Origin of the sequence: Sphaerisporangium sp. NPDC005289, assembly GCF_040607455.1 — a bacterium.
GTDB lineage: Bacteria > Actinomycetota > Actinomycetes > Streptosporangiales > Streptosporangiaceae > Sphaerisporangium > Sphaerisporangium rhizosphaerae.
In genome coordinates, this window is sequence record NZ_JBEXGS010000019.1 from 125,300 (window position 1) to 144,349 (window position 19,050).

6 protein-coding genes are annotated in these 19,050 nt (G+C 66.7%); all 6 read right to left on the bottom strand.

Annotated features, from left to right (window positions below):
- Positions 1 to 311 precede the first annotated feature (311 nt).
- The 6 genes from ABZT47_RS28790 to ABZT47_RS28815 all read right to left on the bottom strand — a co-directional run bounded on the left by ABZT47_RS28790 (position 312) and on the right by ABZT47_RS28815 (position 19,014).
- Positions 312 to 1,184 (bottom strand): hypothetical protein, encoded by an 873-nt coding sequence (locus ABZT47_RS28790; protein WP_354848688.1) that lies wholly within the window; start codon positions 1,182 to 1,184, stop codon positions 312 to 314.
- Complete coding sequence (locus ABZT47_RS28795; protein WP_354848691.1) at positions 1,184 to 3,361, bottom strand: UvrD-helicase domain-containing protein; 2,178 nt, start codon at positions 3,359 to 3,361, stop codon at positions 1,184 to 1,186. The genes ABZT47_RS28790 and ABZT47_RS28795 overlap by 1 nt, the downstream gene beginning before the upstream one ends.
- On the bottom strand, positions 3,358 to 9,840 hold the full coding sequence (locus ABZT47_RS28800; protein ID WP_354848694.1) for a DEAD/DEAH box helicase: 6,483 nt from the start codon (positions 9,838 to 9,840) through the stop codon (positions 3,358 to 3,360). The genes ABZT47_RS28795 and ABZT47_RS28800 overlap by 4 nt, the downstream gene beginning before the upstream one ends.
- Positions 9,837 to 14,984: a class I SAM-dependent DNA methyltransferase gene (locus tag ABZT47_RS28805; protein ID WP_354848696.1), complete on the bottom strand. Its 5,148-nt coding sequence runs from the start codon at positions 14,982 to 14,984 to the stop codon at positions 9,837 to 9,839. The genes ABZT47_RS28800 and ABZT47_RS28805 overlap by 4 nt, the downstream gene beginning before the upstream one ends.
- Positions 14,984 to 17,902 (bottom strand): DEAD/DEAH box helicase, encoded by a 2,919-nt coding sequence (locus tag ABZT47_RS28810; protein ID WP_354848699.1) that lies wholly within the window; start codon positions 17,900 to 17,902, stop codon positions 14,984 to 14,986. The genes ABZT47_RS28805 and ABZT47_RS28810 overlap by 1 nt, the downstream gene beginning before the upstream one ends.
- A gap of 77 nt (positions 17,903 to 17,979) precedes the next feature.
- Positions 17,980 to 19,014 carry a serine/threonine-protein kinase gene (locus ABZT47_RS28815; protein ID WP_354848702.1) on the bottom strand — a complete coding sequence of 345 codons (1,035 nt, stop codon included), beginning with the start codon at positions 19,012 to 19,014 and terminating at the stop codon, positions 17,980 to 17,982.
- Positions 19,015 to 19,050: the final 36 nt, after the last annotated feature.

A 19,050-nucleotide genomic window follows, 5' to 3' on the forward strand; every position in this document is an offset into this window, starting at 1 on the left:
CCGGCGGAAGAACCCCTGCGATGGCCGCCCGCGCAGGGCAACCTGGCGGTCCGGACGGACAAGATGTTCTCCGACGCAGGAGGAGAAGATCTCTGCCAGTCCGGAACGAGCGCAGCGAGAGCAAGGGTTGCCCTGCGCCAGGCCGGCGCCACACCACCACCGCCCGGGAGGGCGCGGCCCGATAGGCCGGTCAATGGCCTGGCCACCCCGGGAGTTCGCGCAGTCCGGTGGTGACCGCTCTGCCCCAATGCGGTCCTCGGCGTGCAGGCTACGCACCGCATCCCAGAGCACAAGCGCTAGCAACTCAGCGGTCACCCCGGGGACGCGGCCCGCCAGATGGTCAAGTTGTCGGTCTGGTAAGGCCAATGGTGTAGTAGAAACTGCGGATGATCTTGCTCCCACCCCTCCTGCAACGTCAGGTAGAAGTCGTCGTCGCGGCCCCTCATAGGCCCCATCCCCTGCGTGATCAGCGCGACCACGGCTGGTCGGTGACGGCGCAGGATGTTGATTAAGTAACCATTGCTGGGCCGCGGCGGCCAGCAAACGAATACCGCCCGGCCCGGGTGCTGTCCCACCAGCCCCTCGTTGGCGACGGCGACGGCCGTCCAGTTCGGTGTGACCGGCGCTGGGCGACCGGGTACGGCCCCGGTTAGCCAATGGTTGCACTCGGGGGAGTAGCAGTCGTAGGCCAGCACATCCCCGCCCAGGTCACGCAGTAGGCGAGCCCAGTAGCCGGCGCCCGCGCCGACCTCTATCAGCGGACCCAGCGCCAACAGGCGTTCCAGCGCGGCGCGGGTGGGGATGGCATGCGCATACAGCTCGCGCAGTTTGAACTGATTGACCTGATTGTTCACTCGGGGGTAGTCGTCCTCGCCGGCATGCTCCGCGAGCCGCTGCCACCAGCGCAGGTAGGCCGGCTCCGAGCCGTCCCAGGCCTGGGTGCGGTCCCGGGGATCGGGCAACCCCTCGGGCAGGGCTGGCAAGGTCGCAGTGGTGATGGGCATGGCGTCCTCTGTGGTGAGTCGGTGGATCAAGAGAGCTTGCCATGCGCTCTGGTTAACGTCGCTGCTTGCCCTGTCCTCGGTTGGGGTACCTCGGGTCGCCGAGCTGGAGCGCGCCTTGGCGGCCGCCGCGCGCGTCGCCGTGCAGGCCGCGTCTCGCATCTTCGCTTCGGTGATGAGCATTAGCGGAGCCCGATGAAGGGACTGGGCCTTCCGTGCCAGAAGATTGTCAGTGAGTCGCGGGCACGAGTCGAGGCGACGAAGAGTAGCGACCGGTCGCGTTGTCGCTCCCGCTTGTACCGCAGCGGATCGGCTGCGCGGTATGCCTTGATCGCCTGCCGGGGCACGATTCCGTCGGATACCCCAGCGATGATCATCCGCTGGAATTCCAGACCCTTGAAGCGGTGCATCGTGCCTACTCTGACCCCGTCCGGTCCGCGAGGGCCATCAGGGCCAATCTCCACGGCGGAGATACCTTTTTCCGCGAGCCGGTAGGCGACCTCGGTGACCATGTCCCCCGTCGGGACGCAGACGGCGATGGCGGATGGCGGGACGTCGTTCCACTGGGCGATCTGGTCGGCGATGGCGTCCCGCTCCTCGTCCCAGGTCTGCAGTCCCCGGAACGCGGGGTGGGGTCCGCGCAGCACCGAGCGGTAACCGGTGAGATTGTCGGTGCCATCATCCATGTCGTCGTAGGTCTCACCGGTCAGCAGGTCCTGGGCGGAATCGAGGATCTCGTGGGTGCTGCGATAGCTCAGGGTTAGCCGGGACGAGCGGCCGCCGCGGATGTTGATTCCCAGGCTGCCGAGCGACACGTAGTTGTCGTAGATCCGCTGGTGGGTGTCGCCGACCAGGAAGATGTCGTCGGGTCCGGGACGGACCATGGCGCGGAGCATCTTCCAGTGCGCGGCGTTGAGGTCCTGGGCTTCGTCCACGACAACGTGCTTGTACCGGTAGTCCAGCCAGGCGCCCGATTCCGCGGCGCGATGGATGAGCTCCTGCCCACCGAGCCGGGCTCTGTCCTCCTCGTATCGGCGGACCCTGGCCGCTCGTTCCATCTCCAGCCTGGCCGCGTGCTCGGCTACTTGCCGCCAGGTCCAAAGTCCTTTGTCGTCGAGGTGCTTGGTGAAGCGCTCAGCGAGCTGCCAAATCTTGGCCCGCTCGGGCCGGCTGATGGACCGCCCGCGTCCGGCCCGCCGAACCTGGAAGTAATCGGCGCGGGAGTTGACTGCCTGGCCGAGGATCACGTGGGACCATTCGGCGGCGAGGAACTCCGGATCCCAACCGGTCTCTCCGAGTTCCAGGAGCAGTTGCCGCCACTCGCGTACGGCCTGTTCGTCGGAGATGAGGCGGCGGTTCTTGCCCTGGGCTGACGCTTGGGCCATGAGTTCGTGAGCGAGTTTGTCGATGTTGACAATGTCGACTCGGTCGAGGAGTTGCTGCCCACCGAGTTCGAGCAGCCGCGTCTTAAGATCTGCGGCGAGGTTGCGGTTGAAGGTGGTCAGCAGGACCGGTTTGCTGTGTCCGGGCCCTATCCGGTCGATCAGATGCTTCACCCGGTGGAGGGCGACGATGGTCTTCCCGGTTCCCGGACCTCCGCTCACCCGCGCGGGCCCGTTGTATCTGCGCTCCACGACTTTTTTCTGCGTCGGGTGCAGGAACACCGTCCAGCGTTCAAAGGATTCGCCGAGCACGGCCTGGAGGGCCGCGTCGTCGGTGGTGACGAGAGTCGCGGGCCGGGTGGCGGCGGTGGCGAAGTCGTCGGCATCAATGTGGTCGTCGGCCTTCACCGGTCCGGTGATCTGCTCCCGGACCTCATCAAGGCTCTTGCCGTCGTGCAGCCCGAAGAGGACGTCGACCGTGAGCTGCGGCGCGGACGCGGCAAGGCCGCGTAGCTCTTCAAGCGTCGTGATCTTTGCGATGAGCGGCAGCAGCGGCTCGGCGACACCGAGCTCGAGTAGCTGCTCGGCGGTGTAGGCATCGAAGAGCCCGCGGGCCTCGGCAGGCCGTAGGACGGTGTCCTCGATCTGTTGGACGTCGACGAACTCGATTCCACCTGTGACGGGGTTGATCTGGTAGGCGAGCCGTTCGAGCTTGTCGTCGACATCTTTGCTGTGCAGCACCGACAGCAGCAGATAGTCCGCGTCCCCGACGTGCAGGAGCAGCGCCCGGTAGTCGGCGGTTACCCACGCCGTGTACAGTCGCGAGCCGTCTTTCAGCTGCGTGAGATTCAACCCGTGGCTGCGGGGGTTCTTGCGGAACTTGTGCTGGAACTCGTAGACGGCGCCTTTGACGGACCGATCGAGCTTGCCGACTTCCTGATCGGCCTTGTCCAGCAGCCGGAGGGTCGCCGCGGTCATCGAACTCCCTTGATCAGCTCAGCCAGTGAATCGGCGTTCCAGTCAGCCGCCGGACGCGCCAGCCAGCCGGCGTGGGCGTATGCTGCGTCCCGCCTCTCGGCCTCGGAGTCGTTCTCGCCGCGGGCGGCCAGCACGACTCCGACCTCGGCCGCGGGCCAGGCCAGTTCGGCCTGCCAGGCCCCTTCGCCCAGCTCGTAGCCCACCTCGGGCGCGGGGACCCCCCGTGCGGCGAGTTCCTGAGCGAGTTTGAGGAGACCCGGCTCCTCGATGTTCAGATACTCGAAGATTTCCGCCCACTCCCCGTCTCCCGGCAGCGCTTCCGGCACCGGAGATTCCACGAGCGAACGTGGGGGAACCACATCGTCGGCGAACAGGTCGATGGGTGGCTGGTCGCGTAGCGCGAGCATCAGCCCGGTTCCGCCCGTCACGGCGAGTTGCGCGGGGTCGAAGCTGGTGAGGGCACTCAAGGCGAGCTGTCCGCCGTCGCCGTCGCCCACCGACAGGAACTGCAGCACATTCCCCCAGTACAGCCAGGCGGCCCAGCGGCGCCGATGCGCGTCTTCGTCGGCGCTGATGGTTTCATCTCGGTCGTCGACGACGGTCAGCGCGGTGACGATGGGCGAAGCTCCTGCCCGTACATCCAGCAGGAGGGTGATCGGGCACCGGTTGTCGTCCTCGGCGCGATACAGGGTGATGGATCCGGTCGTGGGTTCCGGCAGGGATTCGCCGCGCAGCGCGGCCGATATCCGCTCAGCGATGCCGGAGGACGACGAAACGGTCTTCGCCACGCCGGGTTGGCGGATCAGTCCGGCCGCGGCGGCTTCGGCCCGGCGACGCCACTCGGCCTCCGGGGAGGCGAGGAAACTCAGTAGCAGGTCGACGGGGTTGGTCCAGATGTATCGCTCTAGGTCGGCCGGATCACCGTTACCTCGTGGGCCGCGGAGAATCCCGCGGGCGGCGTCCTGCGCGAGTCCCTGGTAGGGCGGCCAGACCCGGGGCCGCTCCGTGCCGGTCCAATCTTCCACGTCGTCCCAGGTGAGTTGGAAGACGACCACCCCCTGCGCGCGCAGTCGGGCCCGGATCGCAGCGTCGTTGGCCAGCCGGTTGTGCTCCACGTTGGCGTGGTAGCGGTAGCCGTCCAGGTAGACGGCCACGACGAGCCGCGCGGCGTCCAACCGCTCGAACACCACGTCGGGCCGGGTCCCGGGCAGGGTGTTCTGTAAGGTCATCCGCCAGTGAGTGACCGTGCCGTCCGGTCCGCTGATCCGCAGGTCCCCCGTGTGCTTGCCGTCGACCTTTCCGCTCTCGGTGAGACTGCCAGGTGAGCCTGGGCGGCCTGCCCAGTCAAGCAGACCCTGCAGGAAACGTCCCTCCAACTCGCTCTCCACCTGCTTCTCCAGAGAGATGCCGGCCACGCTGGACACCGGCGCGATGACCCACTTCTCCCCGTTCTCGCCGAGCAGCTGGTCCAGCAGGTCGAGCGCTTCGCTTCGGCTGACCACCTCGTAGTCCCGGCCGGACACATGGCGCAGCAGGCAGCGATGGCACGCCTGGCGTCCCTCACTCACGCAGGGACAGCTTTGGATGACCTCGCGGGCACGCAAGAGCACGTCCCGGAAGGCATCGGAGGATGCCAGCCGATGCAGGTACCCCGTCCCACCGGGCAGGGTGTCGTGCAGGACGAGGAAGTTCCGTACGACGCCGGTGGTGTGGTCGGGCATCCGCGCGGTCACGACGGCCAGGTGATCCGGCTCGCCACCATAATGCGCGTGGATCCCGGCGAGCAGGGCGGCCGTGAACGACAGCAGCCGCTCTCTGACCCTGGCGAGGGCGACCGGCAGCAGGATGCGCAGGGCCTCGGTGGGCAGCTCGTGAGCGAGGATCAGTTCCTCGTGTGTAGCCGTGCCCGGGGACCGGTAGTGCCTGCACCACGTCTGGTGGTGAGCTGCGGCCGGACTTGGTGCTCCCGAAACCGTCGACCCGGCGTCTACGACGTCAGGGCGGCCGTTGATCGTGGTGCCGCCGCAGGTCACGCAGGTGAAGAACGGATTCATCTGCACCAACTGCCCGGCGAAGGTGAGCTCGGTGCCCCGGTCTCCCCGGGCGACGCCCAGGTTGAAAGTGCGGACCACCGCGTGCCGGGTGAAGTCGGCGCCGAAGGTGACCTCCCCGTGCCGCCACGCCTCGGGTTCCACCCGCTCGGAGTCGATATCGACTGCGACGGCGTTGTTGTAGTAGACACGTTCCCGCTGCTCACGGTCGTCGCGGATGAGAGCGTCATCTCTGCGATCCCGCGCCGTCACCCGTCGGGGCCGCAGCACCTTATGCAGATGCTCACTGTCACCGATATCGGTGTTTCCGCACCGGGGGCACCGGCTGCTGTCCTGAGCCGCCCGGTCGGTACGGACGTAGCCGCATTCGGGGCAGATCCGCCACTGCTGCCAGCTGGGCCGCTCAGGCGACCCGATGTCGAGCCCTGAGACGCGGTGCTTGTATCCGCGGATGTAGAAGGAGCTTCCCGGTGCAAGCTCGGTCAACGCCAGCTTCGCCGAGCGGCTGTATTCCCGTAGCTCGCTGTGGTAGACCCGATCCCCCGCCGGGGTCTTCTCCTCCCAGGTGAGGGTGGCTTCCAGCGCGGTCCTGGAGTCGATGAGGGAGTAGTTGGGCAGCAGCCCGAGCTCCACCATCGTGGCGTGCGCGCCCGCCATGCCGATCTCGCTGAGATGCTCGGCAACGGCCCTACGCTCGGCCCGCAGCGATTTGATGACTTTGAGCTGCTCGGGGTCGGAGGGGACCAGCCCATCGGCGGCCTCGCCGATGGCCCGCAACCGGGCGCGCAGATCCTCGACCCGCCCGTTCCAGATCTCCTGCGCGCTGTCGACGGCCTCCTTCAGCCCGGTGAGCGCGAACCGAGTGAGGTCCGAAGCGGTCAGCGGGCTGACGGTCTCCTCGCCCCCCACGGCGGGGAACAGCGCCAGGAACTGCTCCGCCAGGAGCGCCCCCTCCCGCTGGGCTGCGGCGGCAAGCGCCTCCAGCCAGCCGAACAGGGCAGAGGCGAGCCGCGGCATCGGCGGCACCCCGGGAAATCTGTCCCGGCTCGCCAGATCCAGGAGATGCGCGAGGTACTGGCGGCGCAGGATCTCCACGGCTGACAGATAGCAGCCCGGCGGGATGATCTCACCGTCGATCATCTGGCGTGGTTCGGCCAGGTAGTACTGGTCCCGTGAGCGCCGATCAAGGATCGTCAGCACCAGGGCGTTGCCATTGCGCCGACCGGCCCGCCCGGCGCGCTGGACATAGTTGGCGGGTCCTGAGGGGAGCGAGGCCAGGATGACGGCCGACAGATCACCGATGTCGATGCCGAGTTCGAGGGTGGGGGTGCACGACAGCACGTTCGGATCGGTGTAGCCGGCAGGCTGCTTGAAACGAGCCTCGACGTCTTCGCGCTGTGCCCGGGTGAGCACACCGGTGTGCTCGGCGGTCACCACGCGGAATGCGCCGGAGGCACGATAGAGCGTCCGGTAGTAGTCCTGCCGGTACCGATCGTCTGTCGCCGGGACGAGTTTGCCCCCGCATCGGAGCTTCGGGCACGGCTGACCGTTCCAGTCGGCGATCCGGTCGGGGTGGAGGGTCTGTGCCCATGAGCAGACGTCACACTCCACTCCGGCATACGCTGCGGTGTCGTCTCCGAGCCTCCATGCCTGGATGTGCCCGGGGTGCAGGCCGTACACCCGGGTGCCGCCGTCGAGCGTGGTTCGCGCGGCGAGCACTCCGTTCTCCGCCAGGACCGGCAACAGCCGGGTCAGGTACGCCAGCGCGCCCGGCCGGTCCAGGCCCAGGCAGCGGCGCGTCCAGTCCTCATGCCAGCTGCCGGCCCGGGTGGCGACCTTGAACTGGGTCCCGGTCTTGGGCCGGTCAAGCAGGAACGCGGGCGCGGAGCGTCCCTTGGGGAAGGCCGGCATGCCGTCGGGACGGCCACCCCAGATGAGCCAGCGCCGCACTCCGGCCTGGTCAATGTAGGGGTCGAGCCAGCGGTGCCGCACCGCACCACGTCGGCGGAGCTGCTCCAAAATCCCCCGCACGAACGCGACGTACCTCGCCTTGCTGGGCAGTGAGGCCGGCGCGAGCAGATCCTCGTTCTCCTGACGCATCTGCTCGTGCAGGCTCTGGGCCAAAGCGGCGATCCTCGCGGGGTCCTCCAGCAGCACTTCGGCAGCGGCCGTGCGGGTCAGCTCCAGGGTGCGGCCCTGCCTGGAGTGCAGTCCGAATTCCAGCACCGTCGCGAACGCCAGCCGCTCGCCGATCAGGTCCCACGCCTCTCGCGACCCGCTGCCCCCGCTGGAGAGCAGACTGTGGATTCCCGGCCGGTCGTACAGGTCGGGCGGCACGACCGCGACGAGGTTGCCGGGCTCCCCGGCGACGTCGATGAGCGATCCAATGAGGTCATTCAGCGTGCTCGGTTCCTCCTCCGACAGTTGCGAGGCGAGGAGGGAACGGAGCGAGAACTGGTAGGAGCGGTTGGCGACGAATCCCGCCCGGTGCGCGGCGTCCTGCGTGGAGTCGTTGAACAGCAGCGTCTTGCGTTGCTCCGGCTCCAGGTAGCCGCCGGTGAACAGCTGTGTGATCGCCACTGAGGATAGGGTGGCAATGCCCGCACCCAGGAAGAGAGTGCCGTTGTCCTCCTGGCAGGCAGGGCACCGCTCGTCCCTCGCGGCCTGGTCGTTCATCAGGTCCGCGAAGACGAAGACACCACCGTCGATACCTGCGTCCTCGGCCTTCAGGTCCCTGGCGGACAGTGGACGCAGCCGACTCCCGCCGAGGTCCAGCACCGCCACCCCCGCGCCGGAGGCCAACCCGGCCGCGAGCTGCGCCCGCGCCTCCTCCACAGTGGCTGCGATGAGGAGGCGTAGCCGGGTCCGCTCGGTCGCCGACGCCCGGTAGATCCGCTCCGGTGAGACGACCAACTCGGCGGGGTTCTTCAGCGGCGAGACCGCCGCCCAGCCGGACCTGCCGCAGTGCCGGCAGTGAACAGCAGGCAGATACGTGTGGGACAGCAGTGCGGGCGTGTCGGGGCCGCCCGTGACCTGCGTCGTCTTGGCCGTGTCGCCGTACCAGGCGAAGATCGGCTCAGGGGTCACCGCCCGCAGGAGTCGGGAGACCGCCCTGACCCATAGGTGGCTCTCGATGTGCAGGAAAGGGCTGTCGTCTTTACCCCGGGCGTGAGCGAGCAGGCCGACGAACCGGGCGAGCGCGTCCGCGGCCAGTCCGGGATCCTTGCGCAACGCATTGTCCCAGCCGTAGGCACCATCGCGGGGAAGCGGGCCGAGCATCTCCGCCGGAGTCATCGGTCCGCCGTCCAGCACCTTCAGCACCGCCCGCGTGAACAGGTGGCTGCGAAGCGCCTCGCCGAGCTGCTCCTGGTCGAGCGGATGGTAGTCCGAGTCCGGCCCCCTGCTGAGGAGAAGCTCGGCGATCTTCTCGATCGCCGAGGGATCGGCGATCGGATCGGGCAGCGCCGCGAGTTCCTGAGGGCTCGGCACCGGTAGCCGGTAGTCGATCTCCCCCATGAACTCGTCGACGCCCAGCCGATCCTCTACAACGACGGACGCCGCCGGGAACGGCACCCCGAAGACCTGCTCTGCGACCTTGCGGATCTCTGTGCTGTCGCCGCCTTCTCCAAGAGTGGCCGAGGTGGCGACCGGACAGATGCCGCCCATCGGGTTACCCGGCTGAGCCTGGCCGACCGCGGCGGCCAGGCGCCGCAGCAGCATCGCCACGTCGGTGCCCTGCGCTCCGTCGTAGCTGTGGAACTCGTCCACCACGACGTACGCCAGGTCGCAGCCCTCCCACAGCTCCAGGTCCTCGGGGCGCTGTAACAGCAGGTCCAGCATTTTGTAGTTGGTGATGAGCAGGTCAGGCCGTTCCCGCCGGATGTCGGCCCGGTCGGTCAGCACCTTGCCGAACCCCTTAGCAGGGGTGTCGCCGATGTACAGACCGGCTTTAACTCCTGCAAGCCCCGCGTCGGCCAGGTAACGGTCGATCCGCTCGGCCTGGTCGGTGGCAAGGGCGTTCATCGGGTAGAGCAGCACGGCCTTGACCCCGGGCCTGCCCATCCGCTTGCAGTGATCGAGCACCGGGATCAGGAACGACTCGGTCTTACCCGAACCGGTACCCGTCGTGATGAGCGTCGGCTCGGCCGGGCCGTGGAGCGTGCTGAGTCGTTTGAACGCCTCCGCCTGGTGCCGGTACGGGCTGGGCAGACTCGCGGGCGCCCATCCGAGGCAGTTCCGCCAGTCCGCCTCGGCCTGCTGGAACGGGGTGCGGATCCGTAAGAAGGGACCGCGGAAGATACCCTGCTCCGGGTCGTTAAGAAATTGCCCGAGCGCCTCCCTGACCGGCCTCTCAGCGAGCGCGAACGTGGTGGACAGGTAATGGGTGAGGCTCCGCCGAAGCCCCTCCGCTGTCAGCGTCGGCTTCACTTCTCACCATCCCGTACGGCTCCGCCCTTCCAGGCGGTACGCAGCCGCTCGGCAAAGGCGGCGTGCGCCTGCCGGTACTCGCCTTCCCGGTCAGCCTTATAGAACGGCGCCGAGTATCCCTCCGGCAGCAAGACCGTCCCCGGATCGGCCAGGTGCTTCATGAGCTGCTCGAAATGTCCCTTCATCTGGCCGTGACCGTAAGCGTTGAAGTTTTCAGCCAGCTTGCGGCCGTTTGCGTCAAACCACATCGCACTTTCGTATGTGACCAACTGCGGGAATCGGGAGCGGTAAAGTGCCGCCAGCTCCTCAGCATCGATGCCGAGCATGAGAGCCACCAAGGCATCGAGCTCGACAAGGGCGGCACGGCGGGCGCGTTCAGCCCGCAGTGCGCTATCTGGAGTCCAGACCGCTCCAACCGTGCCGAGCGATGGAAGCCCCGGCCAGCTGGCGGCCCAGGAATCGCACGCCCACGAATCGTCGTGCAGTTCGGCCCAGAGTTCCGCGTAGGCCTCGGTGAGGCAGTTGAGCCGAAGCGTGCGAAGCAGGAGTGCATCGGCCAGTGGGTGCTGGGGATCCAGCGCCGGCATCGTCTTGGCCTCAGAAATGCGCAGATGGCTCCGCCCGGTGATCCTCAACAGATAGTCGAGGGGAAGCGATGCCCAAAATCCTGCGGCCAATGCCGTCATCCTGTTATCGCTCAACGCCATGCTGTTGACTGCATCAACATGTGCAGGCCCTGACGGCATAAGTGCGGCGTACAGGCTCCGCTCCGTACTGTTGGGTATCATCACCCGCCAAAAAAGCCTATAAAACTCGGTGTACCGGCGAGTGGCCAGCGGACGTAGCCGGACCTCCAGGTCCTCGCGGGTAACCAACTCCGGGGTGATCTTTTTGCTCGCCGCGAGAGAATTCCGAATCTCGGCGATCAGTTCAGTGTCGACTCGCAACTCCGCCAGCTTCCGATGGTCGAGCCACCGATCCTGGGCCTGTTGGTAGCGGTTGAGGTCGGTCGATCTCTGGTAGTCGGTTGTGGGTACCGCGTTCGGGGCGAGCGTGGCCACGTTCATGACAGGGTCATTCCGGCCCATCAGCGGAGGCTGCTTGGCGAAAGGGGTAGCGACAGTGAATTGCGGGCCGCGCATGATCACCTCCGACCAGTCACCCGGAGCGCCTACACGCCATTCGATTAGCCCATCCTTCTTGGCGTTTGATTCGTGATAACCAGCGCTGATCTGCGGATCAAATGCACTGAGCCGACACTCCACCTGAGAGAGCGCGGCGATGGCACCCTGCTCCGCGCTGGTCACTGGGTAGAGCAGCTTCGTCTCCGCGGCCGGGACGCCGGTCTCCCCGGTCAGCAGTTGCCATTCGGTCAGGACGTCCTCGTTCACTTCGATAAGCCGGTCCCGGTGCGGGCGCAGGTCCCAATATCCGTTGAACTTGATGCCCGGCCGCTCTCCCATACCGTCATGGTCGAATGACCCGGTCAGTGCGGCCACGTCGTACAGCCAGCTCACATGAGTGAAGCCGATCTCTTTCTCAGCTCCGTAGATCTGGACGGCATACTCGACGTTCCAGTCCACATCAGCGAAGATGAGTCGCCGGTTGTGAAAGTGGGCATGTATCCGAAGATGCCGGTAGGCTGCCGCACGGAGCCTGCCTTCCTGGGCTCCGACCATGTGGCTGTCGGGGTGCAGCAGGCCGGCGATGCCGGAGGGGCCGAGACTCCGCCAGGCGCGGACCATGAACGCCCGATACAGATTGACCTGCGTTCCCGCAAGCAGAGCGTGTGTCGCCACGGAGCTGAGGAATTCGACCGCGCCGACGTTGCTGGCCAGCTCGCCCAGGAAGAACGCCCGGTTCGATTCAGCAGTGAGCAGCGCCTCCTTCCTCGCTCGCCACTCCGCCACCGGGGGTTTGTCCGCGAGCATGAACCAGGGATCGAGCTCGGCCAGGACGGGCGCTTCCTCCCAGCGGGGGCGCACCCATGGGGGGTTGCCGATTTGGAGGTCGAAGCCTCCGTGTTTGAAGACGTGGGCGAACTCGATTTCCCAGTGGAAGAAGCCCTGGGCCTGGGCGATGTCCTCGGCGATGTCGAGCCAGGGGAAGCGGTCCTTGATACGGCTCGGCGGGTCCATGAACATCTCGTCCTGGACCTGGTCCTCGTGTTCGGCTAGTTGGTCGAGGTTGTCGATGTCCTCAGGGGCGAACCCCTTTTCCAGGTCGGCTCGGCCGAGGACGGCCTCGGCGAAGTCGAGCCAGTCGTCCAGGTCGGCGAGCGGGATCGTCGAGCGGACCCCGGCGAGGTGATCCACTGGCTTCGGCTGCGGCTTGGCTGTGGGCTTTGAGCCACCGGCCGCGAGCGTCAGCTGCTTGGGACCACCTCCGAAGAGCGAGTCCTGCTCCCACGCTTCGGGGAAGCCCGCGTTATCTCCGCCAAATCCGCTTAGGACTGATCTCTCCGGCTGCTCCCGGTCGCGAGAGCTGTAGGGAGTGGGAAGCGCGGCGGTGAGGGCTTGGAGGCGAGTGTAGATCTCAGCGGACCCGTCGAGGAGGTCGGCCTTGTCTACGGGCCAGAACCAGAGGGCGCACCAGGCATCCATGACGGTTTTGAGTCGCCAGTATGGCGCGCCGACCAGGTGAAGATCCCGGAGAATGTCCGCACGGTCGTATGCGTTCGCCGGCTGTGGTAGATCATCGGCGCCGTAGACGTCGATGCGGCGGCTGATCTCTCGTTCGGAGATTTCCAGGCGCTGCTGGACGAGCCGCCAGAGATATTCGGCGCGCTGAGCGAGTTCCTGCAGCCGCTGGATCTGGCTCCGCCGCTGCCCGGTCTTCTTGCCGGTCGGGGGCTGCCGAATTTGTTTGCGCCAGGCTGCGAGTTTCGCGGTGTCCTGTGTAGCGAGTTGCCTGGCTTCGTTCTCCCCCGCGACCGCGCCCCAGCCGAGCGCAGGGAGCAGGAAGTGATGGATCTTTCCCGGCGATAACGCGCCTGTGGCGAACGGGGCGTCCTCCGGGGCCTGGGTGAGCCAGGCGCCCTTGGCTAACTGCGGCGTGCTGTACACGCGGCGGCCCGCGCCGATGAGGGAGTTGCCGCGGCGCAGGTGCAGGCCGAACCAGGGGGCCTGCAGTCCGGAGTGCATGACGTTCAGCCAGAGCGAGACCTCGGCCAGTTCGACGGCGGTGTTGTTGAGGTCGACGCCGTAGGAGTTGTGCAGCGCGATGTATGCCTTGACTTTCTGAAGTTCTTCAGGGTACTTGTCGTCGTCGAACTTCGGCGCATCGGGCTCGGTTCTCCTTCGGCGGAGGTATTCGGCGGCGACCTGGTTGATGGCCTCATTGAGGAACGCACCAGAGCCAAGGGCTGGCTCGCAGATCCGCCAGTTGAGCAGCTCACGGGCCGGAGTGGTCATCCCCTCCTGGTCGAGGCGGTACTTGAGTGCCAGCTTGACGGTGACCTCGGTCAGCGACTGCGGCGTGTAATAGGAGGCGCTGGTCTGCCGGTCCCGCCCCGCGAGACGGTAGACGAATCCGCCCGGCTCTTTGACGACGCGCTGCATCACGCCGGTCTCCGGGTGCGGCCGCTTGACGAAGACCTCGTCGGCGTACTGGGCGACCTTCGACTCGGGAACCATCCACGAGCCATCCCTTGCATCGCCCTTGGCGACCTCGTAGAGCCGCTCGTTGGCGATGAAGCCCGTGTAGGACATCAGGCCCTCATACACCGCGCCGAGCTGGTTGATGCCGAGCTGCGCGTAGGAGATGAACCCCCCGCGTTCCTTCTTCCGCGCCTTGCGGAGCATGAGCCTGCGCAGGACTTCATGCAGAGTCGCGTTGCGGAGACGGGTGTCCACGACGATGCCCGACCCTGAACCAGGCATGCCTTTGCGGCCGATCAAGCTGATCTTCCCTGCGTCGAACAGCTCCGAGCGCAGCGCCTCAAAGCGCAGCCCTTCACCATCGGACCGCTTCCCATCGGCTCGTACAACTTTGCGCGGCTGGTGGCCTCCATTCACCATGCGGAAGAGCAGGTCCAGCGACTCATACAGGTGGAAGCCGTGGGCGGCCTCTCCGACGAGGTCGCGGACCACCAGGTCACCCAAGCGGGCCAGGCCATACCCCTCGACGTAAGCCTCGTCATCCACAGGGAGGATCTTGAGCTCAGGCCGGGCCTCGGCGTACAGCAAGAAGAGAATCCGGTACAGGTAGCGCAGCGACTCGTGGGTCAGCTGCCCGGGGTCGATGAACTCCTCGGGACGCACACCGGCCTGGCGGAGCCTGGCCAGCACCTCGTCGGCGATGAGTTCGACCGAGATACGGAGCCCTTCGCGTAGCTCCTCGGACACGCCGACGGCGTGCTGCCGGGATCCGTCGATGAGCGCGGAGAGGGCTTCGGCGCCGCCATTAGCAGCAGGCAGCAACGTGTCCGCGCCGAACAGCGCGGCGATCATGTCAAGCTCGCCGCCGGGCTTGAGATCGCCGCGGCCGAAGGCGAGGTCCAGGCTGACGCCGAGATAGCGGCGCTCACCCCAGGTGTGGCGGTCGGCAAGGATCAGCACGCCGCCGGCGAGTACCAGCACATACTTGGGCGGTTGCTCGGCGGAGAACAGGAACGAGGCGAGGTCTGCTCCGGTGTCGATCGACTCCCGGGGGTCCAGTTGGACCGGGGTGAGGAGTCTGCCTGCCACTGCCTGGTCCATGGCGGCATCGACGGTCGTCGCCCAGCCACACTCGATGGCGATCACACTCTGGTCCGCGTACGCCACGGGAACCTGACAGTTCCTGCCGGAGTTGACCACTTCGATCTCTCTCGGCTGCGCTAGAAAGCCAAGCGCGCCGAGCACAGCGATGTGCAGTTCGTGCAGTTTCTTGTCACGCTCCGCCCGTTCGGCCTCGGCGGGGGGGTCGTCGTCGTCGGGGCGGGAGCCGTACTCGATGAAGAAACCACGGTCGTCGAAGAAACCCCGCTCTCCCTTGGCAGGGCGGCGCAGGGCGCGAAGGCCGAGCCGCGGCGTTCTGCAGCCTGCCTTCTCCTCATCGGCCCAACGGGCCAGGACGCCGCGCTTCAGCTCACCGGCCAGGATCTCGGCCAGGTAGTGGCTGGAGAAGTACTCGCCACGGTTGACCAGGGAGTCGAAGGCCATCAGCGGCCCTTCCTGGCGAGCACGGCCAGCACCCGGATGAGCGGTTCACCCGTGGTCATCAAGCTGTTCACCAGTTCCTCCTGCCTGGTCGCGGTCTCCACAACGGCGTCCTTGTCCCGATCCTTCGGCAGGCCGGGGAGACTGTCCTGCTGCCATTTCGCCAGCCGGCTCCGGTAGTCCTCCAGCGGCGCCGCCACCTCCGCGTCCCACCCGGCCCGTCGCTCCTCCAGGTGGTTACGGGCCGCCTGTACCGCGCTTCCGACGAGGGTCTGGAGGTGGGCGAGGTCGACCGTCTCGTTCGTGTTGCTGAGGCGCGGTCCGACACCGGCTCGTTCCAGCGTCTCGAACATGTCCCGCACGACCGGAGCGCTGGGCAGGCCGGTGACGGCCATCCAGGCCACGACGGTGGGCTTGCCGTGGGCGTTGGAGTAGATGCCCTGGGCCAGGAAGACCGGTTCGCCCACCTCCGCGACGATCACCGGTGCCTGTTGGCGGCCGAGCCGTACGAGAACCTTGTCGACCAGCCATTCGACGACCGGGTGGATGTCGCTGAGGTAGGCGATGTCCGGCCAGATGGTGTTCTCGTCGTTGCGGGCGAGGTCGAGCCGCTCCTGGGCGGTCTTGCGGTCGAAGGTGAGCCGGAGTTTCTCCCGGATATTCCGTTCCTTGAGGTAGGACGGAGGAAGCAGCGAGAGCCGGTGCCACAGGTCCGGTGGCGGGGTGAACTGGAACATGTCCGCGTCCCGCTCCAGTTTCAGGCCTTGATCGCCGTATACCTCGCGGATGGCCTCCTCGACGAAGTCACGGGTATCCGTGAAGAGGCTCGGGACCTTCGCGCGGGCGGGGGCTTCGATGGCTGGCGCGACGTTCTCTCCCATCAACGCGGCCCAACCATCGTCCAGCGGCGCCGACTCGTCCAAGGACTGATCCACGGTTTTCCCTGCGAGCAGGTCCTGGATGAGCCTGCGCTCCTCCTTATCCGCCCGGTAGAGGCCGGTGACCGCCTCCGCGCTGCCCAGGCTGGCATGCGCCGTCGCCTCCCGCTCCAGGAGCCGCTTTGAGACGGTGTTGTCGTCCTTCGCACCGTTGCGGGAAGTGAGCATGAGCGCGTGGAACTGCGGCTGCTCACGCTGGCCGTACCGGTCAATGCGGCCGTTGCGCTGCTCGATCCGGATGAGGCTCCACGGCAAGTCGTAATGGATGAGGTGGTGACACTGCTTGTGCAGGTTGACACCCTCGGATGCCACGTCGCCCGTGAACAGCAGACGCACCGGGCTGCCGCCACGGCCGAACTCGTTGATGATCTCCATCTGCTCGATGTCGGAGCACGTCCCGTCCATCCGCCGGACGGCGCTGCCGTCGGTGAACTCGAGCAGGGGCGGCACGACCTCGGCGAGCCATTTCAGCGTGGCGATGCGCTCGGAGAAGACGACCACTCGGCGGTCGCTGCGCGGGCCGACTCCAATCTCCCTCAGAAGCGTCACCAACCGGGCCAATTTGGCGGAGTCATGGTCGGTCATCGCGCCGGCGAGCTCGCCGAGGCGCGCCAAAGCGTCCCACTCCGGTTTGAGGCTCGGCGCGATCTTCTCGCCCAGACGCTGAACCGCTTCCCGCTTGCCCCGGAGGTCGAGGCTGCCCTTCTCTCCCACAAGTCGGCCCAGCGCCTCCCGCTCCTGTTTCAGGCCGGTCTGCTCGCTCATCGTGTGCAGCCGGGTGATGACTGTCGCGGCGAGCGCCCGGTGGGAGGAAAGGAATGACTTGAACAAGGTGTAAGGAAAAAGCCGCCTTTTGTTATCGACCAGACCCTCACCGGCGAGCCACACCTTCGACAGCTCCGCGAGAATCGTCTCCTCGGCGGGGGTCGCCGGGCAGTAGACGGGGACCGAGGGCCCACGATTGGCCCACTCCTTGCCGACGGCGTTTCGGACCTCTGGGCTGATCTTCATGCGCCGGATGTAAAGATGCGCGATCTGCTCGGCCGAGTAGGTGTCCTTATCGGCGATGGCCGCCGGGTCGAGGAGATTGATCAGTTCGGCGAAGGACTTCTTGTCACCGTTGTGCGGGGTGGCACTTGCCAGGATGAGCGCGTCGGCCCGCGGCGCGAGCACCTTGGCCAGCTGGTTGCGCAGGCTGGCCTCCCCGATGAGATTGTGCGACTCGTCGATCACCACGGCGTCCCACTGGATGCTCTCCAGGTGGTGTTTGTACATGTCACGGTTTTTCAGGGTGTCGATCGAGATGATGACCCGCTTGTAGTGCGTGAAGGGGTTGCGGCCCGCAGGGATGCGTTGCTGGATCCGCGAGATCCCGACCGAGTCCAGCCGGATCAGCGGGATGGAGAACCGAGTCCACAGCTCGTGCTGGAACTGCTCCAGCACGTGCTGTGGAGTTACCACGAGGATGCGGTCTCCTCGGCCTCGCCGGATGAGCTCGGCGAGGAGCAGCCCTATCTCCAGGGTCTTGCCCAGGCCGACGACATCGGCGATCAGGATCCTTGGCCGCAGGCCGCGCAGGGCGAGCTCAGCGGGACGCTGCTGGTAGGTCTTCGCGTCCATCAGGAAGGCGTCGGGCAGCGCGAGACCCCGCTCAGACTGAGGTAACGGCGTCTTGCGGATCACCGCTTCCAGGAAGAGCCGGCTCTGCCTGAACCGGGAGCTGGCGTCGGCCACCAGGATGGTCTCCTCGGGCCGGAGCAAGCTGATTGGCTCCAGCTGGGTGAAGAACGTGGCCTGCTGATCTTGGACGAAAGGCGAGATACCAACGGCCTTGATCTTCGAGTGGAGGACCTTCCGTCCTTCCACCTCCTCGATGCCGATCGTCTCGGAGTTGCGGACCAGCCATTCCTCGTCCCGCGCGAGAATCCGCGCCCCCGGCGCGAAGGCGGTCTCGTCCCGAACGGCCTCATCCTGGGTGGTCACGCCGTCCCCTTCTCTTGCCATGGATTCCGTGCTCCCTGCGCCGTCGTCGGCCCTGACTGTCACAACCTCGTGGCCGGTCACAGGGACGGCTGACGTGCATACGACCGGCGGAGCCGATCAGAGAGCCATTCGATCGGCCCTGGCGAACGCTGGGATCCGGCGAGTGGGAACGGAGACGCGACGAGTTCAGTCGGTGCCTCCGCCTCCTGCGGTAAGACAACCTCCGGCCCTGGACCCTTGACGCCGAAAGTCGCTGTCGATAGACCGGTACGCGCCTCGGCCACCGTGATCCCACCCTCGGTGGCGATGCCAACGAGGCGGTCGGTTACCTCGGCCAGCGAGGGACGCTCGGCAGGGGCGAACGCCAGCATGGCCGCCAACAGCTCCTTCAGCGGCCCATCCGCTCCGGACAGATCCGGGGCGATGTCCTCTTGTCCAATTCGGTAGATCAGCACCCGCACGTCATCGGCGCGGAAGGGGTAGTGCCCGGTCAGCGCGTAGAGCAGAGTGGCAGCCAGCGCATAGACGTCGGTCGCGACCGTGAGCTCTTCGATTCTGGCCTGCTCCGGTGCCATGCAGACGGGAGTACCGATCGGGACACCGGATTCGGTGATCACCTGCATCCGCTCGGCCAGCACAGCGAGGCCGAAGTCGATCAGCTTCGGGCCGCCCTCACCCAGGATGATGTTGTGCGGCTTGAGGTCGCGGTGCAGCAACCCCTCCGCATGGATCGTCGCCAGTCCTTCAGCAATGGTCGCGCCGAGGATCGCCACTAGGTGCGGCGCGAGCGGCCCCCGCACTCTGACGTGGGTGTCGAGCGTCTCACCTGGGACGAACTCGACCGCGAGCCACGGCGGCTCCGCCAAGGCGTCGGCCTTCTCCAGGGATGCGATGCGAGAGCCGTACACCGCCTTGAGCACCTTGACCTCTCCGGCGAACCGCTGCCGAATGTCCTGGCGATCGAGGAGACCCTCCCGGATCACCTTGACGGCGACCCGCTGACCGGCCGGCGAGACCCCAAGGAACACCACCCCCATCCCGCCCTGCCCCAGACGCCCCTCCAAACGGAACCCCCCGATCTCACGTGGATCGGGGTCACGCAGAGGATCCATCGGCGCCTACCTGTCGTCGGGGAGATCGGGACGTAC

Bases quoted from the DNA above. Each gene is read 5' to 3' on its own strand.
- ABZT47_RS28805 (WP_354848696.1), bottom strand. From the start codon at position 14,984: ATGGCCTTCGACTCCCTGGTCAACCGTGGCGAGTACTTCTCCAGCCAC.
- ABZT47_RS28815 (WP_354848702.1), bottom strand. From the start codon at position 19,014: ATGGATCCTCTGCGTGACCCCGATCCACGTGAGATCGGGGGGTTCCGT.
- ABZT47_RS28795 (WP_354848691.1), bottom strand. From the start codon at position 3,361: ATGACCGCGGCGACCCTCCGGCTGCTGGACAAGGCCGATCAGGAAGTC.
- ABZT47_RS28790 (WP_354848688.1), bottom strand. From the start codon at position 1,184: ATGCTCATCACCGAAGCGAAGATGCGAGACGCGGCCTGCACGGCGACG.